The organism is Variovorax sp. P2_H12 (assembly GCF_056403395.1).
Genome location: NZ_JBFUFO010000038.1, coordinates 62,695 through 88,365 on the forward strand (window position 1 = coordinate 62,695; position 25,671 = coordinate 88,365).

The window sequence follows — 25,671 nt, forward strand, 5'->3', positions numbered from 1 at the left end:
GGAGAAGAGGTAAGAAGGTTCAGGCTTTGCGGGCGGCCGAACGCTTGATCGCCTCGTTGATCTCGGCGATCGAGCGCTCGATGGCATCGTCGTCGAGGTCGTCGAGCTCGCTGTCGGACGGCATGCCGGCCTGGATGGTGGAGGCGAACACGCCGTCGCTGATGCTGTCGGTGGAAACACCGCGCTTCTGCCCCGCCTCGTCGGCGGTTTCCCATTCGAGCGCGATCAGGGTCACGTTGTCGCTGTGGGAGCCGCCGTTGCGCAGCGCCATCTCGGCCAGGTCGGGCGCGGCGTCGGACACCGGCTTGCCGGACGAGAGGATGTGCACGATGACGCTGTCGTCGAGCACGCCCCAGACGCCGTCGGAGCACAGCATGACGCGGTCGCCGCGCTCCAGCTGCAGCGGGGCCGAGATGTCGAACAGCGGCGTGGTGGGCGAGCCCAGGCAGGTCAGCAGCAGGTTGCGGTTGACCGGCTCGGGGCCGGCGTTGGCGCGCGGGCGCTCGGCATGCGAGTGGTCGCGGGTGCGGGTCAGCAGCTCGCCGTCGCGGATCACGTACAGGCGCGAATCGCCGCAGTGGATCCAGCTCGCGGTGTTGCCCTGGATGACGGCCGCCACGACGGTGGTGCGCGGCGTGTCGAGCATGCCCTTGTTGCCGGCGTAGCGCATGATCTGCTGGTGCGCGGCCATCACCGAGGCGGTGAGGAAGGCCTTGACGTCCTTGACGACCGGCCGCGCCTCGCGCTGGTAGAGCGCCGCGATGGTCTGCAGCGCCAGCTGGGCCGCCACTTCGCCTTCGGGATGCCCGCCCATGCCGTCGGCCAGCACGAAGAGGCCCGACTCCCGCGTGTAGCAATAGCCCATGCGGTCTTCGTTCTTGAGACGGCCGCCTTTGCGGCTGACTTGGAATACGGAGAATTTCATGCTGGGCGGGTCGTAGGAGCAGCGGCCTTAGGCAGGCCCTTCTTCTCGAAGGAGCGCATGTTGTCGATGGAAAGCCTGACTTTCTCGCCGACCGTGAGCTTGGTGTAGCGGCGCTCGCCTTCGCGGCTGAGCTCCTTCTGCAGCGCGAACACCGATTGCGGGCGCGACAGCGGGTCGAGCGACATGCACCACTCGACCACCTCGATCAGGTTGTCGGAGTAGACGCCGCGCAGCCGCGAGAGCGACAGGCCCAGGCGGTCTTTCTCGATGCGCTGCGGCGCGTCATTTGGGGGATAACCCTGCATGCAGGCGTAGATGCAGGCGCCGATGGCGTAGATGTCGGTCCAGGGGCCCATCGACGAATCGCGCCGGTACATCTCGGGAGCCGCGAAGCCGGGGGTGTACATCGGGCGGATGAAGTTGCCCTCCTTGGACAGCACCTCGCGCGCGGCGCCGAAGTCGATCATCACGGCGCGGTCGTCGTCGGTGACGAAGATGTTGGCGGGCTTGATGTCCAGGTGCAGCATCTTGTGCTGGTGCACGATGCGCAAGCCGCGCAGGATCTCGTCGAAGAGCGACCGGATGGTCGACTCTCTGAATACTTTCTGTTTCTTGAGGTCGCGCGCGGTAACGATGAAATCCTGCAGGGTCGCCCCCTCCAGGTAGTTCATGACCATGTAGACGGTCTCGTTTTCGCGGAAGAAATTGAGCACGCTGACCACCGATGCGTGCGAGATCTGGGCCAGCGAGCGCCCTTCCTCGAAGAAGCTCTTGAGGCCCAGCCGATAGAGCGACAGCTTTTCGGGCGGCACCTGGGGCGCCAGCTCGCCGGTGGCGCGGGTGGCCAGCGACGAGGGCAGGTACTCCTTGATGGCGACCTGCTGGCCGCTCGAGTCGACGGACAGGTAGACGACACCGAAGCCGCCCGCCGACAGCCGGCGCACGACGCGGTATCCCCCGATCACCGTATCGGGAAGCAAGGGCGAAGGTTTGACCTTTGACATAATCAGGGAGTTTCGCCCGAAGGCGATGGTGCGGCAAGCGAACGCTGTGCCGAGCCCTCGGTGAAAAGCAAACAAACCACAGCGAGGCGCGATGCCAGTTTACAGCATGACCGGCTATGCCAGCGGCCAGAACGGCCCCACGGGCAGCCACTCCGACGCCGAAGCGCGCCCCTCCACGGCGGGTCGTCTCGGGGTCGAGATCCGCTCGGTCAACAGCCGATTCCTCGACCTGAGCTTCAAGTTGCCCGAGGAACTGCGCCAGCACGAACCGGCGCTGCGCGAGCTGCTCACCGGCCAGCTCAAGCGCGGCAAGGTCGAGGTCCGGGCCGCGATCGAGACCACCGCCACCGCGGGCATCGGCGACCCCTCGCCCAAGCTGCTGCAGCGGCTCAACAGCGTGCAGGACAGCATCAAGGCGTGGCTGCCGGACGCCCGCGACCTCAGCGTGGCCGACGTGCTGCGGCTGGCGGCCGGGGATTCGGCGCCGCGCGGCGACTGGGGGCCCGAGCTGGCCGAGCTCACCGAAAAGACCCTGAAATCCCTGCTGGCCGCCCGCGAGCGCGAAGGCGCCCGGCTGGCGAAGATGCTGCTGGACCACCTCGCGCAGCTGCGCAAGCTGGCGGCCCAGGCCCTGCCGCTGGTGCCCCAGCTGGTGGAGCAGCAGCGCAACCGCTTCCTCGAACGCTGGCAGGACGCCATGGGCCTGGGCGGCGGCACCACCCCGCCCGAGGCGGCGCAGGACCGCGCCCTGTCGGAAGCCACGGCGTTCGCAATCCGCATCGACGTCGCCGAGGAACTGACCCGGCTCGACTCGCACCTCGACGAGATCGAGCGGCTGGTCAAGAAGGGCGGCGAGATCGGCAAGCGGCTCGATTTCCTGATCCAGGAGCTGCACCGCGAGGCCAACACCCTGGGCTCGAAGTCGGCGACGCTGGAGCTGACGCGCATCGGCGTGGACATGAAGGTGCTGGTGGAGCAGATGCGGGAGCAGGTGCAGAACATCGAGTGAGGGGGGCGCGTCGGGCTCCTGTCACAACACGAAGGCCTCGAACGTCTGAGTGCATATGACGACTGACGCCACCGCCACCTTCAACCGCCTCCGCCCCCGCCTGCAGGGCATTGCCTACCGCATGCTCGGCTCCGTGGCCGAAGCCGAGGACGTGGTCCAGGACGCCTGGCTGCGCTGGCACGAGGCCGAGCAGGCGAGCATCGACAACGCCGAGGCCTGGCTGGTGACCATCACCACGCGGATCTCGATCGACCGGCTGCGCGCCGCGAAGGTGCAGCGCGAGCATTACGTCGGCTACTGGCTGCCCGAGCCGGTGCTGACCGACGCGCCCAGCACGCCCGAGCAGACCAAGGAGCTGTCCGACGATGTCTCGGTGGCCTTCCTGTTCCTGCTGGAACGCCTGGCGCCCGAGGCGCGGGCCGCCTTCCTGCTGCGCGAGGTGTTCGACGCCGACTACGACGAGGTGGCCCAGGCGATCGGCAAGAGCGAAGCGGCCTGCCGCCAGATCGTGCACCGCGCCAAGACGCAGCTGCGCCAGGAGCGGCCGCGCTTCGCGGTCCCGCCCGACACGCACCGCCAGCTGATGCGCGGCTTCGCCGAAGCGCTGTCGCGCGGCGACTTCGCGGCCATGAACGGCATGCTGGCCGAAAACGCCGAGCTGATCGGCGACGGCGGCGGCATCGTGCCGAGCTTCGGCAAGCCGCTGCTGGGCGGCCGGCGCATCGCGCAGCTGTTCTATGCCACCCACCTGCGCTTCGGCAGCGGCGTGCGCGTGGAGCTCGCAATGGTCAACGGCGAATGGGCGTTGCTGCGCTTCATCGACGGGGTGCTCGAATCCGCAGGATCCTACGAGACCGATGGCGAACGCATCACGCGCATCCACGTGCAGCGCAATCCCGAGAAACTGGCGCGGCTGGCGGCGTCTTTCCAGGGCCATTGACGCGGGGTCTGTCACAAACCGGCGAGCTGGCGCGTCTTGTGGGTATGGATGCAAGAAAGCTGTCCATGCAGCGAAGTTTCGCGAAGCGGATGCCTCAGCCGTTCTGGGGCTCTCTAGGAAGTGACCATGACCCAACGCATCAACCCCATGCAGCAATCACCCGCGCTGTACAAGAAGTTCGTCGAATTCAGCATGCTGCAGAAAGACAGCGCCATCGAGCAGACGATCCAGGACCTCGTGCACATCCGCGCCTCGCAGATCAACGGCTGCGGCTTCTGCCTCGACATGCACGTGAAGGAAGCCAAGCTCCACGGCGAGCGCGAACTGCGCCTCTACCACCTGCCGATCTGGCGCGAGTCGGCCCTGTTCAGCCCGCGCGAGCGCGCCGCGCTGGCCTGGACCGAGATCCTGACCCGGCTGCCCGAGCACGGCGTGCCCGACGAGGTCTACGACCGGGTGCGCACCCAGCTGTCGGAGAAGGAACTGTCGGACCTGAGCTTCACCGTGATGACGATCAATGCCTGGAACCGCCTCAGCATCGGCTTCAGGAATGTGCCGGGCTCGGCCGACAAGGCCTATGGCCTCGACAAGGCAGGACTGGAGTGAACACCATGAAAATCGTCGTCATCGGCGGCTCCGGCCTAATTGGGAGCAAGCTCGTCGCCAACCTTCGCCAGCGCGGCCACGAGGTGCTCGCGGCCTCGCCGGCCTCGGGCGTCAACACGATCACGGGCGAAGGCCTGGCCGAGGCGCTGGCGGGCGCCCAGGTGGTGGTCGACGTGGCGAACTCGCCTTCGTTCGAAGACAAGGCGGTGCTGGAATTCTTCGAGACCGCGGGCCGCAACCTGCTGGCCGCGGAGGCCACAGCGGGCGTGAGGCACCATGTCGCGCTGTCGGTGGTCGGCACCGACCGGCTGGCCGAGAGCGGCTACTTCCGCGGGAAGATCGCGCAGGAGAAGCTGATCCGCGCGGGCTCGATCCCCTACACGATCGTCCATTCGACGCAGTTCTTCGAATTCCTCGGCGGCATCGCGCAGTCGGGCAGCGACGGCCAGACCGTGAGGCTGTCGCCGGCCTTCGTGCAGCCGATCGCCTCGGACGACGTGGCGGCGGCGATGGCCGAGTACACACTGGGCGCACCGGTCAACGGCGTGGTCGAGATCGCCGGGCCGGAGCGGGTGCGGATGCCCGAGCTGCTGCAGCGCTACCTGGCCGCGACGAAGGACCCGCGCCAGGTCGTGGCCGATCCACAGGCGCGCTACTTCGGCGCCTTGCTGGAAGACGACACGCTGGTGCCGGGCGGCAAGAACCCGTGGCTGGGCTCGGTGGGCTTCGAAGCCTGGTTCGGCAAGTCCGCCGCCTCGAAGTAGCCCGCTCACGGAGTGCGCAGGCCCAGCCCCCCGACCCGCTCCACCCGCTTGCGCACCGCGCCCTGCATCACCTCGGGCGCCGCCGCCAGCGTGAACCAGTGCCGGGCCCGCGTGATGCCGGTGTAGACCAGCTCGCGCGTCAGCACCGGGCTCGGGCGCTCGGGCAGCAGCAGCGCGGCGTGCGCGAACTCGGAGCCTTGCGACTTGTGGACCGTCATCGCGAACACGGTCTCGACCGCGCGCAGCCGGCTCGGCAGCACCCAGCGGATGCCGCCCTGGCCGTCGCCGGCGGCGAAGGCCACGCGCAGGGTCCAGCGCGGGCGCTGTTCGCCGGGCACCGAGGTCGGCAGCGCCAGCGTCACGCCGACGTCGCCGTTCATCAGGCCCAGGCCGTAGTCGTTGCGGGTGACCAGCACCGGGCGGCCCGGGTACCAGCCGCCGTGGTCGGCCTCGAGCAGGCCCTCGGCGCGCAGCAGGCCCGCGATGCGCAGGTTCAGGCCCTCGACGCCCTGCGGGCCGCTGCGCAGCGCGCACAGCAGCTGGAACTGGCCGTAGGCCGCGAGCACCTCGCGCGCCCAGGCGTCGAACCCGGCCTGCGATGCATCGATGCCCGGCTTGCCCGCGCGCATCAGCGCCAGGTAGTGGCGGTAGCCCGCCGGCGGCGGCACCGCCTTGCCGCCATCGACCCGCCCCTGGCCCTGTCCCGCGAAGCCCTCGGGCGCGCCGTCGATCACCAGCCGGCGCAGCGCCGCGTCGTCGAGGCTGCGCTGCTGCGACAGGTCGGCGTAGCCGCGCTCGAACACGCGCCGCACCTGGCCGCCATCGCCCGCGTTGACCGCCTCGGCCAGCTTGCCGATGCCGCTCGCGGCACTGAAGCGATGGCTGACGCGCAGCTTGACCACCGCCTGGTCGAGCGCGCTGCCGTCGGCGTCGCACAGCCCGGGCTCGAGCAGCTCGCCGGTGACGGCCTGCAGCCATGCGTCGGTGTCGATGCGGTAGTGGCCCGCGTCGGCGCGCTGGCAGAGGTCGCCCAGCACCGCGCCGGCCTCGACCGAGGCGAGCTGGTCCTTGTCGCCCAGCAGGATCAGCGGCGCGTGCGGCGGCAGCGCGGCGAAGACGGAGGCCATCATCTCGAGGTCGAGCATCGAGGCCTCGTCGATCACCAGCAGGTCGAGCGCCAGCGGATTGCGCGCGTCGTGGCGGAAGTGGCGCGTGTCGGGCCGGCTGCCCAGCAGCCGGTGCACCGTCGTCACGTCGGTCGGAATGGCCGCGCGCACGGCCTCGGGATCCGAGAGTCCTTCGAGCGGCAGGCGGGCGACCGCGCCGGCGATGGATTCGTTGAGCCGCGCCGCCGCCTTGCCGGTGGGCGCGGCCAGGCGGATGCGCAGGCGGCGGCCCTTGCCGCCCGCCAGCGCCAGGTGCTGCAGCACCGCGAGCAGGCGCACCACGGTGGTGGTCTTGCCGGTGCCCGGGCCGCCGGTGATGATGCCGAAGCCCTGCCGCGCGGCGAGCGCGCAGGCGATCTTCTGCCAGTCGACGGCGGCGCCGTCGCGGTGCGGGAACAGCACATCGAGCGCCGCGGCCAGGGTGGTTTGAGCCTCGGGCGCGGCCGCCGCGGTGGGCGTCGCCACCCGCCCGGCGATGGCTGCGCGCACCGATTGCTCGTACTGCCAGTAGCGGCGCAGGTACAGGCGGCTGCCGACCCGCACCAGCGGCGTGGCGCCCGGGCCATGGCCCACCAGCGCGGGATGCGCGAGGGCCTGGGTCCAGCGCGCCAGGCTCACGCCGGCCAGCAGGGCGGAGGGCGCGGTGATCGGCGCCGCGCCTTCGACCGCCGCCCGCGCCGCGCCTTCGGGCGGCATCGACAGGGCCAGGCCGGCATCGGCCAGTGCGGCCTGCAGGTCCAGGCAGGCGTGGCCGCGGCCCAGCTGGTGGCTGGCGAGCGCGGCGCCCAGGACCAGCAGCGGATCGGCATCGGGCGCCTTCTGCGCCAGGAAGGCGGCGAAGCTGCGGTCCAGCGCGCGCAGCCAGCCCTCGGCGACCCAGCGTTCGAGGTCGGCGAGCAGGGGCGCGTGGCGCGCCGGGAGCGGGCCGAGGAAGACGTCGGTGGTCACGGTCGGTGCTTTCATGCCGGCAGTTCCGCCGAAGGCTGCGCCGCGCCGCTGAAGAGCGCATCCAGCGCCTCGATCAGCGCCCGCGGCGGACGCTCGCAGTGCAGCCCCTGGCCCGGCGCCGCATGGCCGCGCAGGAACAGGTAGACGGCGCCGCCGACGTGGCGCTCGTAGTCGTAGTCGGGCAGCCGCGCGCGCAGCAGGCGGTGCAGGGCGAAGACGTAGAGCACGTACTGCAGCTCGTAGCGATGTGCCAGCACCGCGTCGCGCAGCGCCGCGGCCGTGTAGTCGGCATCGCGCGGGCCGAGCCAGTTGGACTTGTAGTCGGCCACGTAGTAGCGGCCCTCGTGCTCGAACACCAGGTCGATGAAGCCCTTGAGCATGCCGTTGAGCTGCTGCGGCAGCAGCGGCGCTCGCGGGGCGCCGCCCAGCGTGTGGCGGCAGACCAGGGCGTCGAGCGCGCGCAGGTCGACCTGCGTCACCGCGAACCAGAACTCCATCTCGATCTGGACCCGGCCCAGCGCCGAGGGCGCCACGGCGCCGCCCCCCAGGGCGCCCAATGCCAGCGGCGTGGCCAGCCAGTCCAGCATCCAGGCGCGCAGCGGCTCGGTCCAGGCGCTCCAGCCGCTCAGGTTGCAGCGCCGGGCGATCAGGTCGGCCAGGTCGGCCTGCGCCGCCGGATCGGACGGCACGCGCGCGAAGCCCTGGCGGCCCACCCACTCGAGCAGGCCGTGCAGGAAGCTGCCCGGGCCCGCGCCGCGCGGGAAGTCGTGCAGGCTGCCGGTTCGGGGCTCGGGCGCGGTCGACTCGTCTTCCGGCACCGCCGCATCGGCGCGGCTGTCGGCGTAGATGTCCTCGGCGGCGCTGGCGGGCGTCGGCGGCAGGGCCAGCCGCGTCGCGGGCTCGCCCTGGGCCAGCGCGGCCTCGTCGTCCAGCGTGTCGCCGGCCCGGCTCAGCGCCGAGTAGCTGGCGATCCACCAGCGCTCGCGCGGGCCGGAGGGCAGCGCGGGCTCGGGGGCGAGTTGCGGCGCGGCGGCGACCGGGCGATAGCGTTCGTCGCCGGCCGCCGGCGCGGCCTGCACCGAGATCGCCCGGGACTCCCGTGCCAGTTCACCCAGCGCGTCCGCCAGTGCCGCAGGGGGCAAGGATGCGCCGCCGCCCAGCAGGTAGCCCAGCGCGCTGCGCTCCACGCCGGCCAGCGGCGCCACGCCGACCCAGGTGGCGTAGCGGGCGCGGGTCAGCGCCACGTAGAGCTTGCGCAGGTCTTCGCCCAGCCGCTCGCGGTCGACGCGGGCCAGCGACTCGGGGTCGGCCTGCAGCGCCACCACGAGCCGGCCGGCGTCGTCGTGCCACTTGAGCGGCAGGTCCTCGGCCTTGGCGGCCCGGAAGGCGGTGGCGAAGGGCAGGAAGACCAGCGGGTACTCGAGGCCCTTGGACTTGTGCACCGTGACCACCTTGACCAGGTCGGCATCGCTTTCGAGGCGCAGCTTGCGCGCGTCGTTGTCGCTGCCGCCGTCCTGGCGCTGCTCGGCCAGCCAGCGGATCAGCGCGTGTTCGCCGTCGAGCTGCGCGCTGGCCTGCTGCAGCAGTTCGGCCAGGTGCAGCAGGTCGGTCAGCGTGCGTTCGTCTTCCGCGGCCAGCAGGCGCTGCGGGACGCCGAAGTCGTTCAGCAGGTGGCGCAGCATCGGCAGCACGCCCTGGCGGCGCCAGGCCTGCTGATAGCGGCGGAACTGCAGCACCCGCGCTTCCCATTGCAGCTCGTCGTGGTTGAGCCGGTCGAGCTCGGCCCAGCCCAGGGCCAGCGTGGCGCTGCCGAGCGCGGCGCGCAGCGGGCGGTCGTCGTCGGGCTCGGCGCAGGCGGCCAGCCAGCGCTGCAGCTCGGCCGCCACCGGGCTCTGGAAGACGGAATCCTTGTCCGAGAGATAGACGCTGCGGACGTCGCGCCGGGACAGCGCCTGGCGCACGGCGGCCGCCTCGCGCCCGCTGTTGACCAGCACCGCGATGTCGCCGGGCCGGACCGGGCGCAGCGCGTCGCCCTCTTTCGCGAAGCCGGTGCGGCCGGCCTGGCCGTCGTTGAGCAGGCGCACGATCTCGGTCGCGCAGGCGGCGGCCAGCAGGCGCTGGGCCTCGCCGTTGCCGGGCGGCGGATCGCCGTCGAGCGTCCAGCAGGTGAGCGCCGGGGCTTCCTCGCCCGCCACGCACCAGCGCTCGCTGCGGCCCCGGGCCTGCACCACAAGGAAGGGCAGCGGGTTCTCGCCGCGCTCGCGGAACAGGAAGGCGCCCTGCCCCGCCTCGCGCGCCTCGGCCTGCAAGAAGACGCGGTTGACCGCCTCGACCATCGCCGGCGTCGAACGGAAGTTGGTGCCGAGCGTGGCGTGGCGCGCCTCGGTGTCGCGCCGCGCCGCCAGGTAGGTGTGGATGTCGGCACCGCGAAAGGCGTAGATCGCCTGCTTGGGGTCGCCGATCAGCACCACTGCGGTGTCCTGCGCGTTGGCCGCGATGCCGTAGACGGCGTCGAAGATGCGGTACTGCAGCGGATCGGTGTCCTGGAACTCGTCGATCAGCGCGACCGGGAACTGGCGCCGGATCAGGGCCGCCAGACGCTCGCCGTTGGGGCCTTGCAGCGCGGCGTCGAGCCGGGTCAGCAGTTCGTCGAAACCCATCTGCGCGCGCCGGGCCTGCTCGCCGGCCAGGCGCTCGGCCGACCAGCGGGCGGCATGGCGCAGCAGGTCCTGGCGGCCGTCGGGCAAGGCCCGCGCGGCCTCCTGCAAGGTCGCGAGCGCCTGCAGCGCGGGGTGACGGAGCAGCGCGGTGTCGCCGCTCCAGCCCTCGGCCAGGCCGGTGGGCGTGAGCCGGTCCCAGGCGGTCTTGGTCAGCCCGGGCAGCCGCCCGTCGCCCTCGGCCCAGTCGCGCAGCTTCTGCAGCCACTCCTTGCGCTTGGGCAGCTTGCACTGCTTGGCGGCGGTGGCGACTTCGAGGCCGGCCAGCAGCTCGACGGCCCAGCCTTGGTCGCCGGCCCAGGGGGCCTTGAGGACGGCAAGCTCGCGGTCGGTGTGCTCGCGTGCCCGCTGCAGCGCGGCGGCGGGCGGCAGGCCCTCGCCCAGCGCCTCGCTCAGGCCCATCAGGCTCTCGACCGCCTTCAGCAGGGCCCCGGGCGTCGCCCACCAGCCGTGCACCCGCTTCGCGTCCGCGGGCGACAGCGGCGTGAAGAAGCTGCGCCAGTAGTCGCGCATGACTTCGGCCTGCAGCTCGCGCTGGTCGGTCTCCAGCGTCTGGTTGAACAGGCTGCCGCTGTCGAAGGCGTGCTCGCGCAGCATGCGGTTGCACCAGCCGTGGATGGTGGAGACCGCGGCCTCGTCCATCCACTCGGCCGCCAGGCGCAGCGTGCGGGCGCAGGCGTGCCATTGGGCCGGCGGATAGTCGGCGCGCAGGTCGTGCAGCAGGTCCTGGCCCGGCGGCTTCGCCGGCACCGCCGCGGGGTCGGCGAGGAAGGCTTCGGCCGCTTCGGCCAGGCGGGCGCGGATGCGGTCGCGCAGCTCCTTCGTCGCGGCATCGGTGAAGGTGACGACCAGGATCTCGGGCGGCGCCAGCGGGCGGCTGAACGCGGCCTCGCCGCCATGGCCCAGCACCAGGCGCAGGTACAGCGCGGCGATGGTGAAGGTCTTGCCGGTGCCGGCGCTGGCTTCGATCAGCCGGCTGCCGCGCAGCGGGAAGTGCAAGGGCTGGAGCAGGGACGGCAGCGTCATGCGGCTTCCTTGGCGGGGGCCCGGCCCACGGCATCGCCCAGCGGCTTGAGCAGCGCGAGGCCCCAGCGGGCGAATTCGCCCTCGGCCCACAGCGCATCGAAGTCGGGGTAGGCGCGTGCCAGATAGGCATTGCCGTCGCGCTCGCCGAACTTGCCGTACTGCGGATCGCTGTCCTCGTAGCAGGCGCGCGCGGCTTCCCGCGGTGCGCCGGCGGCCAGGTCGGCTGGCGAGCCGCCCCGGCCCAGCCAGGCCAGCCCACTGCGCAGCGCCAGCGGCAGGGGCCGGCCGAGGCCTTGCTGCCAGGCATCCAGCAGCACCGACCAGCAGGCCAGGGCGTGCCCCGGGTCCAGCGGCTGCAGCGTCACGCTGCCGGCCTTGCTGACGATGCGGCTGGTGATCGACCCGCCGTCCAGGTGCCCGGCCACGTGCGCGACCCAGAACGGCACCAGCTTGTCGAGGCGGTAGCGGCCTTCCTTGACCAGGCTGCCGCTGTCGAGCAGCACTCGGCATCGCTCGCCGCTCGCGTTCGCCCGCAGGCCGCCGAGCCAGTCGGCCAGGCGCAGCGCCTCGTCCAGGCCCTCGGGCAGGACGTCCAGCGCCGCATCCGGCAGCGCCTCGGGCCACTCGGCCAGGGCCTTGGCGTAGTCGTCGAACATCTTCTCCATCGGCTCGGCCAGCCGCTCCTGCGCCAGGTCGGCGAAGTGGCCGGCCGGCAGCTCGCCGCGGCGCGCCATGCGGGCGAGCTGCGCGCCCAGCGCCTCCTCGCGCGAGCCGCCGGCCTCGAGCGCCGCCTTCTGCGCCTGGATCAGCTCGTTCTGCAATTGCCAGTTCTCGAGCGCGTCGAGGGCGAAGGGCTCCTCGTCCTCGCCGACCGGATCGTCGGCCTCGAAATGGATGCCCAGGCGCTGGCGGAAGAAGCTGCGCACGGGGTCCTTGAGGAAGTCGGCCAGCAGCCGCAGCGTGAGCGGGCCGTCGAAGGTCCAGGCCGCCAGCTCGGCGGCCTCCGAGCCGACCGCCGGCTGCGCCAGCAGCCCGGCACGCCATTCGCGCGCATGGCTGAACAGGCGCTCGTCGCCGCCCCGCGTGAAGTAGGCCGGGTGGAAGGGCTGCAGCCGGTGCTCCAGCGTCAGCGCGTGCAGCAGGCGCTCGCCCGCTGCCGGCGGCGGCAGCGCCTCGTCGCCCGCCAGGCGCCAGCCGGCCGCCAGGTGGTCGCGCAGCTGGGCGACCAGCACCGAGGGCGGGCGCTCCGAATGGTCGTGGATGCTGCGGCCGACCCAGCTGATGTGCAGCAGCTCGCGCGCCGACAGCAGCGCCTCGAGGAACAGGTAGCGGTCGTCCTCGCGCCGCGAGCGGTCGCCGGGCCGGTAGTCCTGGCCCATCAGGTCGAAGTCCATCGGCACCCGGCTGCGCGGATAGTCGCCGTCGTTCATGCCGAGCAGCGCCACCACGCGGAACGGAATCGCGCGCATCGGCATCAAGGTCGCGAAGGTCACGGCGCCGGCGAAGAAGGGCTGGTTCAGGGTCGGCTGGTCGATCTGCGCCAGCCAGTGTTCGCGCACCACCGACAGCGGCACTTCCTCGGCCAGGCCGGCGTTGGCGCAGGCGTCCAGCCACTGCTGCAGCGCCGTCTCGAGCCGCTGCAGCGTGAAGCCGTCGCTGTCCTCGTCGGCGGCGAAGAAGTCGGCCAACAGCGCGCGCAGCCGCTCGCCCCAGACCGCAGGCGCGGCCGGCGTGGCCAGCGTGCGCCAGTGGGTTTCGAGCGTGGACAGCAGCTGCACCAGGGGGCCCAGCAGCGCGGCGTCCAGGCCGCCGACTTCGTCGAGCGGCTCGACCCCGGCCCAGGCCTCGCCCGTGCCCACGGCGTAGCCCAGCAGCATGCGCTGTAGGCCGAAGTCCCAGCTGTTCTGCGCCAGCGCGTCAGGCAGGTCGAGCCCGCGGCGCTGCTCGGCATGCAGGCCCCAGCGGATGTTGGCGGCCGAGATCCAGCGGTGCAGCAGCGGCTGCTGGTTCTCGTCGATGCCGAAGCGCGCGCGCAGCGCCGGCACTTCGAGCCAGTCGAGCAGGTCGCTCACGGCGATGCGCGACTGCGGCAGGGCCAGCAGCTTTTCGAGCGCGCCCAGCAGCGGATCGTGATGGCGCTGGCCCTGGTCGGCCAGGGTGTAGGGCACATGGCGCGGATCGTCCGCCGCGAGCAGGCCGAACACCGCCTGGATGTGCGGCGCATAGGCCGCGACGTCGGGCACCATCACGATCACGTCGCGCGGGCGCAGCGTGGCGTCGGCCGCGAAGGCGGACAGCAACTGGTCGTGCAGCACCTCGACCTCGCGCTGCGGGCCGTGCGTGGCATGGAAGCGGATCGAGCGGTCTGCGCCGGCATCGAGCGCCGGCCATTTCTCGCGGGTCTCGGCCAGCGGGCGCAGGTCGCGGATGTCGTCCTGCAGCTGGCGCAGCAGCGTGTCGCGCGGGTTGGGATCGAAGCAGTCGATGCGCTCGCCGATGGCCGCGAAGCGCTCGGCGTAGGCCTCGTGCGTATCGTGGGCGTCGAGCAGGCGGATGAAGTCGCGGCCCTGCTTGCCCCAGGCGGCCAGCAGCGGCTGGGCGTGCAGGTGGAGGCTCTCCTCGGCGATGGCGCCCTCGCCGCCGGGGCGCCGGCGCTGGCGCAGGCGCTCGGCGCGCAGCAGGTCCTTGTCGGCCACGATGTGGGACCAGTCGTGCTCGCAGGGGTTGTGCACGCACATCAGCACCTGCATCCAGCGCGCCAGCGCGGCCAGCACCTCGAGCGACTGCTGCGGCAGCGAGGAGACGCCGAACACCACCAGCCGCCGCGGCAGGCCGGCCGGGCGCTCGCCCTGCCAGGCCGAAGCCGCGGCCATGAAGCGCTGGTGCACGGAAGCGCGGCTGTGGGCCGCGCCGGCCGGGCCGACGTCGTCGAGCAGCGCGCGCCACAGGCGCGGCTGCCAGCTCAGTTCGTCGGCCACCGGCTGGGCACCGGCGCGGCCGGTGGCGATCAGGTCATGGCCTGCGGCCCAGCCGGCCAGCCAGTCGGCCCGGTAGACCTGGTACTGGTCGAACAGGTCGGCCAGGCGCTCGGCCAGCTGGTGGCGCTTGCGCAGGTCGGCATCGTCGGCGAGGAAGCGGCGCAGCGGCGCGAACACCTCCTCGGCCAGCAGCGCCGGCAACAGCCGCATCAGCCGCCAGACCAGCAAGGGCTTGTCGAAGGGCGAAGCCGCGGGCACCGCCTGCGCGCCCAGCACCGCGCGGTAGGCCTGCCAGATGAAGCCGGCCGGCAGCGCGGTCTGCAGCGCGGCGGCGATGCCGACGCCGCCCTGCCCGGCATCGCGCGCCAGCGAGAGCCTGAGCCACTGCGCCACGCCGTTGCTCTGCACCAGCACCCACTCGTCCTCCAGCGGCGCCAGCGGATGGCGGGCCATCCAGGCGACCATCAGGTCGCGCAGCGCCTCCGGGTGGTTGCTGTGCACGGCCATGAAGCCGGGGGAGAGAACGGGGTCGGTCATTGCGTGGCGGGTCAGGACAGGGGCCGCAGAGACACGCCCATGTCCTGCCAATTCTGCGGATGGCAGGTGAACAGCAGCACCTGGTGGCGCTGGGCGGCATCGAAGAGCACCCGCTTCATCTGCGCCAGGCGCGGGGCGTCGCTGTGCACCAGCGCATCGTCGAGGATCAGCAGCGTGGGCCGGCCGGCCTGCTGCAGCAGGTCGGCGTAGGCGAAGCGGCTGATCAGGCCGAGCTGCTCGCGGGCGCCGAAGCTCAGGTCCTGCACCTGACCCGACTCGGTCGCGCCGCCGGCCAGCGTGCGGCTCAGCATCCCGGGGGCGAGGCCGGCGTCGATCTGCACGCTGGCGCCCGGCAGCAGCAATGGCAGGTAGTGCTGCAGGCGCTCCTGCAGGGGCGCCTGCAGACGGGCCAGCGTGGCCTGGCGCTTGGCGTCGAGTTTGCTGCAGAGCAGGTCGAGCGCCTCGGCGCGGCGCTGCAGCTCGGCGTGGCGGCGCCGGGCCTGCGCGAGGCGGCCGGCCAGCGCGTCGCGCTGCTCCTCGAGGCCTTGCGCACCGGCCTGCTGCAGGGTGTTCTCCAGCAGCAGGATGTCCTCGCGGCGCTGCTGGTGGCTGCGCGTCATCTGCTCGATGCTGCGCTGCAGGCGGTCGATGTCCTGGGCCACGATGTCGGGCCGGGCTTCGCGCACCTGGGCGCTGGCCTGGTCGATCCGCGCGGCCAGCGCGGCGTGCTCGGCGCCGGTGGCCAGCAGTTGCTCCTGCGCCTCGGCCTGGCGCTGGGTGCGGGCCGGATCGGCCAGCGCCGCCTGGGCCACGGCATGCTCGTGCTGCGCGGTGCCGTGGAGGCTCTGCGCGGCGGCCTGCCGGCGTTGCGCCTGGGCCAGCGCGGTGGCGGTGGCCTGTTCGGTGGCGGCCGCCGCATCCTGCTCGGCCTCGGCCCGGTCCGGCGGCAGCACGGATTCGGCCGGGGCCTCGGGCAAGCGCACCAGGGCGTCCTGCGCCGTGCGGATGCGCGACTGCGCCTCGGCCTGCGCGCTGCGCAGCGGCTCCAACCCCTTCGGCGCGACGATGGCGAAGGCCTGCTCGGCCAGCCGCATCTGCGCGTCGCGTTCGACGGCCGCGCTCAGCCGCGCCTGCGCTTGCGCGAGGTCGGCCACGCCGAGCGCCAGCAGCGCGGCCTTCAACTCCTGCTGCGCCTCGGCATGGCCGCGGGCCAGCAGGGCCAGGTCTTCGCCGCCCGGCGTGATGGTCAGTTCACCGCCGCCGGGCAGCCGGAGCGTGGTCGGCGCATCGAGCAGCCGTTCGCCGCGGGCTTGCAGCGCCAGGCGGTCGCCGTGGGTTTGCAGGCCCAGGGTCTGGCCCTCGGGCAGGTTGAACTGCAGGCGCGTGGCCACGGCCTGGCGCCGCAGCGCGGCGTCGCGTTCGGCGCGGTCGAGTTCGAGCAGCCGCTGCACCTGGGCCTTGCCGATGTGGGGCGCCTCGGCGGCACCGGCGCGCAACGCGGCCAGGCGTTGCCGGGCCTCTTCGGCGCGCTGCAGCGCTTCGGCGCTGCGGACGAGCTCGGCCTGGGCCTGCTGCAGCTGCTGCCGCAGGCTGTCGCGCTGGCCCTCCTGGCGGGCGATGCGCGAAGCCTCCCGGGCCGCGTGGGCGCGCGAGCGGGCGGCTTCGGCGTGCTGGCGCGCCGCGGCCACCACCGCATCCGCGGCCTGCAGCTGCAGGGCGGCCTGATCCAGCGCCTGCCCGCGGGCGGCGGCGTCGGACTGCTGTCGGGCCAGCCCGTCGAGTTCCTTCGCGAGCAGGCCGCGCGTGCCCTCCAGTTGCTGCAGCCGGGTCCGATCGGCCTGGAGTTGCGCCTGGCTCGCCTGCAAGGCCTGCTGGCGCTGGCGGGCGGCCGCCAGATCCTGGCGCAGCGCCTCCCAGGGCTGGGCGGCTTCGTCGGACCGATGCTGCTGGCGCAGCGCGGCGAGCTGGTCGACCTGCTCGCGGTAGGTGGCGATCTGGGCGTCGAGCGCATCCGCTTGCGACTGCATGGCGCTGATCGACTCCGCGGCCTCGAGGTAGGCGGCACGCGGCTTGCCGGTGCCGGTCAGCAGCTCGTTGCGCTGGGCGCGCAGCTGCTCCAGCAGCTCATCGCCGCCGGTGGCGGCCAGCGTCCCGATGGCGGCGCCGACCTGCCCTTGCAACGCGTCGTGCAGATGGTCGCGGGCATGCCCCACGTCCAGCTCCTGGCCGGTGCCCTGCTCCACCCACAGCAGGCCGGGAATGCCCCAGTGCTCGGGCTTGCTGGCGCCCTTGCCGGCGAAGGCGAAACCGAAGCGCTGGGCGAGATGGTCTTCCGCCTCGGTGCCGTCCAGCGTGCGCACGCCGATGCGCAGCGTGCAGCGCTTCTTGCCGAGGAAGCTCTTGACCAGCTGGTGCGGCTGGCCGTCGAGCACGAAATCCAGCTCCACCTGCGGCGCCGCGCCGCTGCCCTCGCCCCAGGGACGCAGGTCGTCGACCGCGGTGGAACGGTGGCGCTCGAAGAAGGCGGCGCGGATGGCGCGCACCAGCGTGCTCTTGCCGGCCTCGTTGGGCGCGCTGAGGATGTTGAGCCCGGGCTCGAAGCCGCGCAGCTCCAGCGGCTTGCGGAATCGCCGCAGTTGCTCGACGCGCAGGCGGGTGATCTGCAGGTTCATGCCGGCGCTGCCTCCATCGCGATGATCGGCACGGCCGGCGCGCGCTGGACCAGCGCGGCGGTCAGCAGGGCGAGCGCGTCCTGCGCGACCCGGGCCTGCGGATCGGTGCCGCCTTGGGCCTCGCGCAGCTCGGCAATCACCTCGCCCAGATAGCCGTCGGCCTGCAGGCCGGCGATGTCCTCGTCCGTGGGCACCAGCTGGAGGGCCGACAGGTCGGACTGCAGATGGCGCGCCCGCGCTTCCGCGCTGCCGACCGCGGCCTGCAGCCGCTGCCGGCCCGCCAGGTCGATCCGGCCCTGGACGCGCAAATCGACCACGTCCTGCGCATCGAGCCCGGCCAGCTGCGCCAGCAACGCATCGAGGTCGCTCGCGACGTGCAGGTTGGCGCCCAGCAGTTGCCACCGGAATTGACCCACCGCGAGCGGCGTGACCCGCGCTTCGGCACCCGGCGCCGCGATCTCCACCAGCAGCGCCTGGCCGGCCTCATTGGCCTTGAAGCGATCGGGCTCCGGCGTACCGGCATACCAGGTGCGTCCGTCGATGCGCTTGCAGCCGTGCCAGTCGCCCAGCGCCAGGTAGTCGAGCCGGGCACTGGCGGCACGCTCGGGCGCCAGCGGATTCGCCGAATCGATGCCCTCGGCCAGGATGCCCTGCACGCTCCCGTGCGCGATGCCGATGCGCAGCAGGCCGGCGGGCGTCTCGGCGGCGTCGAACCAGGCCGTCAGGTCGTTGTAGGTGTGGCGCTGCGTCAGCGGCGCCGGCAGCACCGCGAAGCCCTGCGCTTCGAAGAGCCGAAGTTCGGGCGTCAGCAGCAGATGGGCGTTGGGCGGCACGGCGCCCAGGCGCTGGGCGCGGGTCCAGACGCTCTCGGCCAGGGCGGCGTCATGATTGCCGGGGATCATCAGCCAGGGACCGGCATAGCCCGCCAGCGCATTGAACAGGCGGCGCACGGTGCGCTCCGACACGGTCTGCGCATCGAACACGTCGCCGGCGACCAGCACCGCGTCGACCTGCTGCTCGGTGGCGAGCGCGGCCAGGCGCTCGACCGCGGCGATGCGCGCCTCGGCCAGGATGGGGGCGTGCTCGGGATCGAAGGTGGCGAACTGGCGCCCGATCTGCCAGTCGGCCGTATGAAGGAAGCGTGTCATGGTCCGTGGTGCCTTTGCGCCATTACATCATCATTTTGATGACATAAAACTATCTTTTTGATCTTTTATGGTGACGATCAGGTTACCATCTGCGCAATGCCGCCGATCCCCCGCGCCCAGCTCGAACGCCTGTCGTACATCGACTTCCGGCTGTACTTCCTGGGCCAGCTGCGGCGCTCCGACCTGGTCACCAAGTTCGGCATGGGTCCGGCCGGCGCGACCCGGGACATCGCGCAGTACCGCGAAGCGGCGCCCGGCAACCTCGATTTCGACGGCACCCGCAAGCTCTACCTGCCGAGCGCCTCGTTCACTCCGCTGTTCGACCACGCGCCCCAACGCGTGCTCAGCGCGCTGGCGCAGGGCTTCGGCCAGGGCGCCGCGGAAGAGCTCTCGCCGCTGCTGCGCTGCGAGACCCCGGCCGCGCTCAGCGTCCCCCGCATGGCGGTGCTGGCGCCCGTGACCCGCGCCATCCACTGCGGCAAGGCGCTGCGGCTGGTCTATCACTCCCTGTCCGGCGAACCCGGCGAGCGCGAGCTGGTGCCTTTCGCGCTGGTGGACTCCGGCGTCCGGTGGCACGTCAGGGCCTTCGACCGGAAGTCCGCCGAGTTCCGGGATTTCGTGCTGACGCGGATCGAGTCGCCGGTCGTGATCGAGGACAGCGGGGTCGGCCGCGAGGAAACCGCCGAGCACGACGTCCAGTGGAGCCGGATCGTCGAGCTCGAACTGGTGCCGCACCCCTCGCACCCGCGCCCCGAGGTCATCCGGCGCGACTACGACATGCCCGGCGGCGTGCTGCGCCTCAAGGTGCGGGCCGCCAACGTCGGCTACATGCTCAGGCGCTGGAACGTCGATTGCTCGCCGGACCACAGCCTGCGCGGCCCCGAGTACGCCCTGAGCCTCACGGACCCGCTGGTGCTGTACGGCGCCGCGAATGCGCTGCTGGCGCCGGGCTACCAGGCGCCCGGGCGCGCCGGCCCCGGCTGATAAACTTCAGGGTTCCCGCCAACGCGACCACACCCCAGAATCCAGCCGCTGAAAGCCCGCATCGCGCCTGGGCTGCCGGGCATCGAACACAGAATCCATGGACTACCCCGGCAACATCTTCGTGGTCGCGGCGCCCAGCGGCGCCGGCAAATCGAGCCTGGTCAAGGCCCTCATGGAGCTCGACTCGGCCGTGCAGCCCTCGGTGTCGCACACCACGCGCCCGCCCCGCGGCCAGGAAAAACACGGCCGCGAGTACTTCTTCGCCTCGCACCCCGAATTCGACGCCATGGTAGAGGCCGAGGCCTTCGTCGAATGGGCCCATGTGCACGGCCAGCGCTACGGCACCTCCAAGAAGGCGATCGAGGAACGCATCGCCCAGGGGGCGGACGTGATCCTCGAGATCGACTTCCAGGGCGCACTCCAGATCCGCAAGACCTTCGCCAATGCCGTGATGATCTTCATCCTGCCGCCGAGCTGGGAAGAGCTGCGCTCGCGGCTCGAGCGCCGCGGCGAGGACAGCGCCGCGATCATCGAACTGCGGCTCCAGAACGCCGCCGAAGAGATGGCGCGCGCAGGGGAATTCGACTTCGTTATAATCAACGAGGTATTTGAGCGCGCACTTTTCGACCTGAAAGCGATCGTCCACGCTCAGCGGCTGCGCTATTCCGCACAGCGCCGCGCACGCGCCGACACCTTCGCCGCGCTGAACATCCCCTGAAACGACCCCAAAGTCCGCCCACCGAAAGATCCTCATGGCCCGCATCACCGTCGAAGATTGCCTCGTTCACATCCCGAACCGCTTCCAGCTCGTGCTGGCCGCCACCTACCGTGCGCGCATGCTGAGCCAGGGCCACGCCCCGAAGATCGAAAGCAAGAACAAGCCGGCTGTGACCGCGCTGCGCGAAATCGCCGAAGGCAAGATCGGCCTCGAGATGCTGAAGAAGGTCCCCGGCTGAGAAGTTGATGCTCACATGCAACAAGGAAGCACCGTACGCGGTGCTTTTTTTGTGGGCGAATGCGTGGCACCGGCCGTCACGCTAAAGTGCACGCCATGAGCGCGGTCGTCAAGCCCCAGTCCGGGACACCTCCTGCCCTGCGGCCGAGCCCCGCGGCGCTGAATGCGGCCGCCGCCAGTTTCGCCGCGCTGACCGACCGGCTCGACTACCTGGTCCCCGAGGACATCGAGCAGGTCCGCCGCGCCTACCGCTTCGCCGACGAGGCCCACCTGGGGCAGCTGCGCAACAGCGGCGAGCCCTACATCACCCATCCGATCGCCGTGGCGGCGCAATGCGCCGAATGGAAGCTCGACGCCCAGGCGCTGATGGCGGCCCTGCTGCACGACGCGATCGAGGACTGCGGCGTCACCAAGTCCGAGCTGATCGAGCGCTTCGGCGCCCCGGTGGCCGAACTGGTCGACGGCCTCACCAAGCTGGACAAGCTGCGCTTCAACACCCGCGAGGAGAACCAGGCCGAGTCCTTCCGCAAGATGCTGCTGGCGATGGCGCGCGATGTGCGGGTGATCCTGGTCAAGCTGGCCGACCGCACCCACAACATGCGCACGCTGGACGATGCGCCGCGCGAGAAATGGGCCCGCATCTCGCGCGAGACGCTCGAGATCTACGCCCCGATCGCCCACCGCCTGGGCCTGAACCAGACCTACCGCGAACTGCAGGACCTGTCGTTCCGGCACCTGCGGCCCTGGCGCTACTCGGTGCTGTCCAAGGCGGTGGCGAAAGCGCGCGGACGGCGCCGCGACCTGATCCAGAAGGTGCAGCAGGAAGTCGAGACCGGCTTTGCCGCCGCCGGCATGAGCGTGCGCATCGCCGGGCGCGAGAAGACGCTCTATTCCATCTACCGCAAGATGGACGAGAAGCACCTGAGCTTCGCCCAGGTCACCGACATCTACGGTTTCCGGCTGATCGTGCCGACCGTGATCGCCTGCTACACCGGCCTGGGCATCCTGCACCAGATGTACAAGCCGCTGCCGGGCAAGTTCAAGGACCACATCGCGATCGCCAAGCTCAACGGCTACCAGTCGCTGCACACCACGCTGGTGGGTCCGTCGGGCGTCAACGTCGAGTTCCAGCTGCGTACCGAGGCGATGCACGTGGTGGCCGAGTCGGGCGTCGCGGCCCACTGGCTCTACAAGGCGGCCGAGCCGGCCGCGGCGACCAGCGAGCGGCTGGGCGCCAAGTGGCTGCAGTCGCTGCTCGACATCCAGGACGAGACCCGCGACGCCGCCGAGTTCTGGGACCACGTCAAGGTCGACCTGTTCCCCGACGCGGTCTACGTCTTCACGCCCAAGAGCCAGATCATGGCGCTGCCGCGCGGCGCCACCGTGGTCGATTTCGCCTACGCGATCCACAGCAACATCGGCGACCACACCTCGGCGGCGCGCATCAACGGCGACCAGGTGCCGCTGCGCACCGAGCTCAAGAACGGCGACGTGGTGGAGATCATCACGGCGCCGGTGTCGACGCCCAACCCGGCCTGGCTCGGCTTCGTGCGCACCGGCCGCGCCCGTTCCAAGATCCGCCACTACCTCAAGACCCTGGCGCACGCCGAATCCGAAGGCCTGGGCGAGAAGCTGCTGGCGCAGGCGCTGCGCGCCGAAGGCCTGGGCAAGCTGCCCGACGACGACGCCGAGCACCAGGCGCTGTGGGAGAAGCTGCTGCGCTTCACCGGCAACCGCACCCGCTCCGAGCTCCTGACCGACATCGGACTGGGCAAGCGCATCGCGAGCATCGTGGCCAAGCGGCTGATGGCGCTCCTGGCCGAGCGCGGCGAGAAGCCCGACGCACTGATGCTGAGCCGCGAACGATTCACCGCGCACGAGGGGGTGTCGCAGGGCGCGGTCACGCTCGACGGCAGCGAGAACTCCTCCGTGCGCTTCGCGCTGTGTTGCCGGCCGATCCCGGGCGACGCCATCGTCGGCTACCTCGGGCACGGCGAGGGCCTGGTGGTGCACACCGACGAATGCGGCGTCGGCCAGCGGCTGCGCTACAAGGACAGCGAGCGCTTCTTCGCGGTCGAATGGGCCGACGAGCCGGTGCGCACCTTCGAGACCGGCGTGGTGATCACGGTGCGCAACGACAAGGGCGTGCTGGCGCGGGTCGCGGCCACGCTGGCGGACGCCGAAGCCGACATCACGCACGTCGAGATGGCCGACGAGACGCCCCAGGATTCGACCGACCTGCGCTTCGTGATCGCTGTGCGCGACCGCACGCACCTCGATGCGGTGCTGCGCGCGGCGCGGCGCACGTCGTCCGTGCTCGCGGCGGCGCGGACCGTGCCGGCGCCCTGAATATTCAGGTCAGGCCGGCGCCGGGCCGCCAGCGCGGCGAAGTCCGCGCTTCGCTGACGGGCGGCCTGCTGACTCCCCCTCGGGGGGCAGCGACCCACACGAAGTGGGGGAGCGTGAGGGCCCTAGTTCTCGGGGTAGCTGACCGACAGCACCTCGATCTCGTGCACGCCGCCGGGCGTCGCCAGCTTCACCACGTCGCCCTCCCTGGCCTTGAGCAGCGCCCGCGCGATCGGCGAGATCCAGCTGACCTGCGCCTGGGCGCTGTCGGCCTCGTCGATGCCGAGGATGGTGACCTCGCGCTCCTCGCCGTTCTCGTCCGCATAGCGCACGGTCGAGCCGAAGAACACCTGGTCGCTGCCATGGTGCACCGAGGGGTCGGTGACCTCCGCCACCTCGAGCCGCTTGGTCAGGAAGCGGATGCGGCGATCGATCTCGCGCAGCCGCTTCTTGCCGTAGAGGTAGTCGCCGTTCTCGGAGCGATCGCCGTTCTTGGCCGCCCAATGCACCGCCTCGACCACCTTCGGCCGCTCGTTGTCCATGAGGTCGAGCAACTCCGCGCGCAGCCGCGCATAGCCGGCCGGCGTCATGTAGTTCTTGCCGCCCGCGGGCAACGGCGGCAGCGCTGCGCCCTCGTCGTCGTCCGCGTCGCTTTCCTTCGTGAATGCCTTGCTCATGCTCCGATGGTTGTATCACAGCGAAAAGCTCAGTCGGTGGTACTCAGCACCTCGCCGAAGCCCTGCCATTGCGTGCCCGTGAAGCGCGCCAGCTGCCCCTGCTTGACCAGGAAGAAGTCGGTCGGCGTGGTGTTCAGCGACATGCCCGTCAGGAGCAGCGGCAGCTTCAGGTTCTTGATGTTGGCGGCCTGCTTCATCACGTTCTCGCGCGTGAGATCGTTGCCGCACTGCTTGAGGATCTGGACCATGATCTGCGCCGCCAGGTAGGCGTAGAGATTGGCGGCGTCCTTCGGGTCGCCCTCCTTGTAGTAGCGGCCCATGAAGGCGCGCCATTCGAGCATCGCCGGGTCGTCCTTCCACTGCGGGTCGTTCGGGTCCTTGTAGTACTGCAGCGTGAGCAGGCCGGTCGACTTGTCGAGTCCGGCCGGCGCCAGCACCGAGCCCACCGAGGCGCCGACGTTGTTGATGATGTGCAGCGGCTTCCAGCCCGAGTCGAAGGACTTGCGGATGGCCTGGGCGGAGAACTTCGGCGTCGTGATGTCGATGAAGGTGTCGGCGCCGGAGTTCTGCAGCGTGAGGATCTGCGAGTCGACCGTCGGGTCGGTCACTTCATAGCTGGCTTCGGCGACCACCATCTTGGCGCCCTTCGCGCCCAGGCCGTCCTTCACGCCCTTGAGCAGGTCCTTGCCGTAGTCGTCGTTCTGATAAAGGATCGCGATCTTCGCGTTGGGCTTCTCCTTCATCAGGTACTTGGCGTAGATCTGGCCTTCGGACTGGTAGCTCAGGTTGAAACCCAGCGTCCACGGAAAGTTCTTGGGATCGGCCCATTTGGTGGCGCCGGTGGCCAGCAGCAGGTGCGGCACCTTCTTCGCGTTCACGTACTTGTGGATCGCCGAGTTGCTCGGCGTGCCCAACGTCTGGAACAGCGCCAGCACCTCGTCCTGTTCGACCAGCCGGCGCACCTGCTCCACCGCTTTCGGCGGGCTGTAGCCGTCGTCGAGGCTGATCAGGTTGATCTTGCGGCCGTTGATGCCGCCCTGCTCGTTGATCATCCCGAAATAGGCCTGCTGGAGCTTGCCGATGGTGCCGTAGGCCGAGGCCGGTCCGCTGTAGGGCATGGTCTGGCCGAGCTTGATCTCGGTGTCGGTGACACCGGGCCCGTATTTCTTCTGCGCCAGCGCCGGTGCGGCAATGACGGCCAGGGCCGCGGCGAGCAGGGTTGCGCGACGGTAGGGACTGAATTTCATGATGTCTCCTTCTGTGTCAACGATGAACTCTCTGCGCGCTCGCGCCGCTGCCTGAAGCGGCCGGCGAGGATGCGGACCAGCCCGGCCACTCCGGTGGGCATCACGTACATGAAGACGATCAGGAAAACGCCGTAGATCGCCCACGGTGCGGCCTTCGAAATCTGGTCGGCGACATTCGGTATGAACTGGATGAACAGCGCGCCGTAGATCGCGCCCTGGATCGATGCCAGGCCGCCGATCACCACACCCACCACCAGCGTGATCGAGAGGAAGATGCTGAACGAGTCCGGCGCGACGAACTGAACCACGATCGCCCCCAGCGCCCCCGCAACACCGGTGTACATCGCGGAGACGCCGAAAGTCAACGACTTGACCATGGCGGTGTCGACCCCCATCGCCTGGGCCGCGATCGGCTGGTCGCGGATCGCCACCATCGCGCGTCCGATGCGGCCGCGCAGCAGGTTCCAGGCGAGGACGAACATCACGACCAGCACCCCCAGCACCACGAAGTAGAGCCACTGGTCCTGGGTCAGCCCGGTCCACTCGGGCGCCTCGGGCTTGACGATCACGATGCCTTGCGCGCCGCCGGTCCAGTGCTCCAGATGCTTGTACTTGAGGATCTGCGGCATCGCCACGCCGAGCGCGAAGGTCGCCAGCGCCAGGTAGAGCCCTTCGAGCCGCAGCGCCGGCAGGCCGAACAGGAAACCGGCCAGCAGGCACACCGCGCCGGCGGCCGGCAGCGTGAGCCAGTAGGGCACGCCGAACTGGTCCATCAGGATCGCCGCGACATAGGCGCCGATGGCGTAGAAGGCGCCGTGGCCGAGCGAGATCTGGCCGTTGTAGCCGGTGAGCATGTTGAGCCCGAGCAGCGCGATGGCATAGACCAGTGCCAGCGTGAACTGGAACACCCGGTAATTGCTGACCAGGAAGGGCAGCGCGCAGGCCACCACGGCCAGCAGCAGCAGGCCGACCAGGCGAAGCCTGGTCGATGGCTTGCGGGTGGGCGCGTGCGGCTCGGTCAT

General features: G+C 71.0%; 18 protein-coding genes. 8 read left to right on the plus strand and 10 right to left on the minus strand.

Annotation, left to right across the window (positions count from 1 at the left end):
• Positions 1-19 precede the first annotated feature (19 nt).
• Complete coding sequence (locus AC1DYK_RS26820; RefSeq protein ID WP_478169068.1) at positions 20-925, minus strand: PP2C family protein-serine/threonine phosphatase; 906 nt, start codon at positions 923-925, stop codon at positions 20-22.
• Entirely contained in the window at positions 922-1,929 is a 1,008-nt protein-coding gene (locus AC1DYK_RS26825; RefSeq protein WP_478089682.1) for a serine/threonine protein kinase, read from the minus strand. Before AC1DYK_RS26825 ends, AC1DYK_RS26820 begins: the two co-directional genes overlap by 4 nt.
• Positions 1,930-2,020: 91 nt before the next feature.
• On the opposite strand from AC1DYK_RS26825, the gene AC1DYK_RS26830 reads away from it, so the two are divergent.
• The 4 genes from AC1DYK_RS26830 to AC1DYK_RS26845 all read left to right on the plus strand — a co-directional run bounded on the left by AC1DYK_RS26830 (position 2,021) and on the right by AC1DYK_RS26845 (position 5,248).
• A complete protein-coding gene (locus AC1DYK_RS26830) occupies positions 2,021-2,938 on the plus strand; it encodes a YicC/YloC family endoribonuclease (RefSeq protein WP_478089683.1) in 918 nt (305 codons plus the stop codon).
• Positions 2,939-2,993: 55 nt separating this feature from the next.
• On the plus strand, positions 2,994-3,878 hold the full coding sequence (locus tag AC1DYK_RS26835) for an RNA polymerase sigma-70 factor (protein WP_478169069.1): 885 nt from the start codon (positions 2,994-2,996) through the stop codon (positions 3,876-3,878).
• A gap of 126 nt (positions 3,879-4,004) precedes the next feature.
• A complete protein-coding gene (locus tag AC1DYK_RS26840; protein WP_478169070.1) occupies positions 4,005-4,484 on the plus strand; it encodes a carboxymuconolactone decarboxylase family protein in 480 nt (159 codons plus the stop codon).
• A 5-nt stretch (positions 4,485-4,489) separates the two neighbouring features.
• Positions 4,490-5,248, plus strand: coding sequence for an SDR family oxidoreductase (locus AC1DYK_RS26845; protein ID WP_478169071.1), 759 nt, complete (start codon positions 4,490-4,492; stop codon positions 5,246-5,248).
• A gap of 5 nt (positions 5,249-5,253) precedes the next feature.
• On the opposite strand, the gene recD is transcribed toward AC1DYK_RS26845, so the two are convergent.
• From recD to AC1DYK_RS26870, 5 genes are read right to left on the minus strand one after another with little or no spacing between them, the layout of a single operon-like run.
• Positions 5,254-7,377, minus strand: coding sequence for an exodeoxyribonuclease V subunit alpha (recD, locus tag AC1DYK_RS26850; RefSeq protein ID WP_478169072.1), 2,124 nt, complete (start codon positions 7,375-7,377; stop codon positions 5,254-5,256).
• Positions 7,374-11,105 (minus strand): exodeoxyribonuclease V subunit beta, encoded by a 3,732-nt coding sequence (gene recB, locus AC1DYK_RS26855; protein ID WP_478169073.1) that lies wholly within the window; start codon positions 11,103-11,105, stop codon positions 7,374-7,376. Before recB ends, recD begins: the two co-directional genes overlap by 4 nt.
• Entirely contained in the window at positions 11,102-14,620 is a 3,519-nt protein-coding gene (gene recC, locus AC1DYK_RS26860; RefSeq protein ID WP_478169074.1) for an exodeoxyribonuclease V subunit gamma, read from the minus strand. The genes recB and recC overlap by 4 nt, the downstream gene beginning before the upstream one ends.
• Before the next feature lie 11 nt (positions 14,621-14,631).
• Positions 14,632-17,292, minus strand: a complete 2,661-nt coding sequence (locus tag AC1DYK_RS26865) for an AAA family ATPase (protein ID WP_478169075.1) — start codon at positions 17,290-17,292, stop codon at positions 14,632-14,634.
• Positions 17,289-18,440, minus strand: coding sequence for a metallophosphoesterase family protein (locus AC1DYK_RS26870; protein ID WP_478169076.1), 1,152 nt, complete (start codon positions 18,438-18,440; stop codon positions 17,289-17,291). The genes AC1DYK_RS26865 and AC1DYK_RS26870 overlap by 4 nt, the downstream gene beginning before the upstream one ends.
• Before the next feature lie 96 nt (positions 18,441-18,536).
• Between AC1DYK_RS26870 and AC1DYK_RS26875 the strand changes: the two genes are divergently transcribed.
• The 4 genes from AC1DYK_RS26875 to AC1DYK_RS26890 all read left to right on the plus strand — a co-directional run bounded on the left by AC1DYK_RS26875 (position 18,537) and on the right by AC1DYK_RS26890 (position 22,728).
• Positions 18,537-19,424: a helix-turn-helix transcriptional regulator gene (locus AC1DYK_RS26875; RefSeq protein ID WP_478169077.1), complete on the plus strand. Its 888-nt coding sequence runs from the start codon at positions 18,537-18,539 to the stop codon at positions 19,422-19,424.
• A 97-nt stretch (positions 19,425-19,521) separates the two neighbouring features.
• A complete protein-coding gene (gmk, locus tag AC1DYK_RS26880) occupies positions 19,522-20,142 on the plus strand; it encodes a guanylate kinase (protein ID WP_478090902.1) in 621 nt (206 codons plus the stop codon).
• A 34-nt stretch (positions 20,143-20,176) separates the two neighbouring features.
• Positions 20,177-20,380, plus strand: coding sequence for a DNA-directed RNA polymerase subunit omega (rpoZ, locus tag AC1DYK_RS26885; protein WP_019656435.1), 204 nt, complete (start codon positions 20,177-20,179; stop codon positions 20,378-20,380).
• Between the two features lie 95 nt (positions 20,381-20,475).
• Positions 20,476-22,728, plus strand: coding sequence for a RelA/SpoT family protein (locus tag AC1DYK_RS26890; RefSeq protein ID WP_478158270.1), 2,253 nt, complete (start codon positions 20,476-20,478; stop codon positions 22,726-22,728).
• Between the two features lie 122 nt (positions 22,729-22,850).
• Here AC1DYK_RS26890 and greB read toward each other — a convergent pair whose 3' ends face one another.
• Genes greB through AC1DYK_RS26905 form a run of 3 tightly spaced genes read right to left on the minus strand, consistent with a single transcriptional unit; the run spans position 22,851 to position 25,671 of the window.
• Positions 22,851-23,402 carry a transcription elongation factor GreB gene (gene greB, locus AC1DYK_RS26895; protein WP_478169078.1) on the minus strand — a complete coding sequence of 184 codons (552 nt, stop codon included), beginning with the start codon at positions 23,400-23,402 and terminating at the stop codon, positions 22,851-22,853.
• Between the two features lie 29 nt (positions 23,403-23,431).
• Positions 23,432-24,649, minus strand: a complete 1,218-nt coding sequence (locus AC1DYK_RS26900; RefSeq protein ID WP_478169079.1) for an ABC transporter substrate-binding protein — start codon at positions 24,647-24,649, stop codon at positions 23,432-23,434.
• A complete protein-coding gene (locus AC1DYK_RS26905; RefSeq protein WP_478169080.1) occupies positions 24,646-25,671 on the minus strand; it encodes a branched-chain amino acid ABC transporter permease in 1,026 nt (341 codons plus the stop codon). Before AC1DYK_RS26905 ends, AC1DYK_RS26900 begins: the two co-directional genes overlap by 4 nt.

Bases quoted from the DNA above. Each gene is read 5' to 3' on its own strand.
- AC1DYK_RS26820 (WP_478169068.1), bottom strand. From the start codon at position 925: ATGAAATTCTCCGTATTCCAAGTCAGCCGCAAAGGCGGCCGTCTCAAG.
- AC1DYK_RS26825 (WP_478089682.1), bottom strand. From the start codon at position 1,929: ATGTCAAAGGTCAAACCTTCGCCCTTGCTTCCCGATACGGTGATCGGG.
- AC1DYK_RS26830 (WP_478089683.1), top strand. From the start codon at position 2,021: ATGCCAGTTTACAGCATGACCGGCTATGCCAGCGGCCAGAACGGCCCC.
- AC1DYK_RS26835 (WP_478169069.1), top strand. From the start codon at position 2,994: ATGACGACTGACGCCACCGCCACCTTCAACCGCCTCCGCCCCCGCCTG.
- AC1DYK_RS26840 (WP_478169070.1), top strand. From the start codon at position 4,005: ATGACCCAACGCATCAACCCCATGCAGCAATCACCCGCGCTGTACAAG.
- AC1DYK_RS26845 (WP_478169071.1), top strand. From the start codon at position 4,490: ATGAAAATCGTCGTCATCGGCGGCTCCGGCCTAATTGGGAGCAAGCTC.
- recD (WP_478169072.1), bottom strand. From the start codon at position 7,377: ATGAAAGCACCGACCGTGACCACCGACGTCTTCCTCGGCCCGCTCCCG.
- recB (WP_478169073.1), bottom strand. From the start codon at position 11,105: ATGACGCTGCCGTCCCTGCTCCAGCCCTTGCACTTCCCGCTGCGCGGC.
- recC (WP_478169074.1), bottom strand. From the start codon at position 14,620: ATGACCGACCCCGTTCTCTCCCCCGGCTTCATGGCCGTGCACAGCAAC.
- AC1DYK_RS26865 (WP_478169075.1), bottom strand. From the start codon at position 17,292: ATGAACCTGCAGATCACCCGCCTGCGCGTCGAGCAACTGCGGCGATTC.
- AC1DYK_RS26870 (WP_478169076.1), bottom strand. From the start codon at position 18,440: ATGACACGCTTCCTTCATACGGCCGACTGGCAGATCGGGCGCCAGTTC.
- AC1DYK_RS26875 (WP_478169077.1), top strand. From the start codon at position 18,537: ATGCCGCCGATCCCCCGCGCCCAGCTCGAACGCCTGTCGTACATCGAC.
- gmk (WP_478090902.1), top strand. From the start codon at position 19,522: ATGGACTACCCCGGCAACATCTTCGTGGTCGCGGCGCCCAGCGGCGCC.
- rpoZ (WP_019656435.1), top strand. From the start codon at position 20,177: ATGGCCCGCATCACCGTCGAAGATTGCCTCGTTCACATCCCGAACCGC.
- AC1DYK_RS26890 (WP_478158270.1), top strand. From the start codon at position 20,476: ATGAGCGCGGTCGTCAAGCCCCAGTCCGGGACACCTCCTGCCCTGCGG.
- greB (WP_478169078.1), bottom strand. From the start codon at position 23,402: ATGAGCAAGGCATTCACGAAGGAAAGCGACGCGGACGACGACGAGGGC.
- AC1DYK_RS26900 (WP_478169079.1), bottom strand. From the start codon at position 24,649: ATGAAATTCAGTCCCTACCGTCGCGCAACCCTGCTCGCCGCGGCCCTG.
- AC1DYK_RS26905 (WP_478169080.1), bottom strand. From the start codon at position 25,671: ATGACCGAGCCGCACGCGCCCACCCGCAAGCCATCGACCAGGCTTCGC.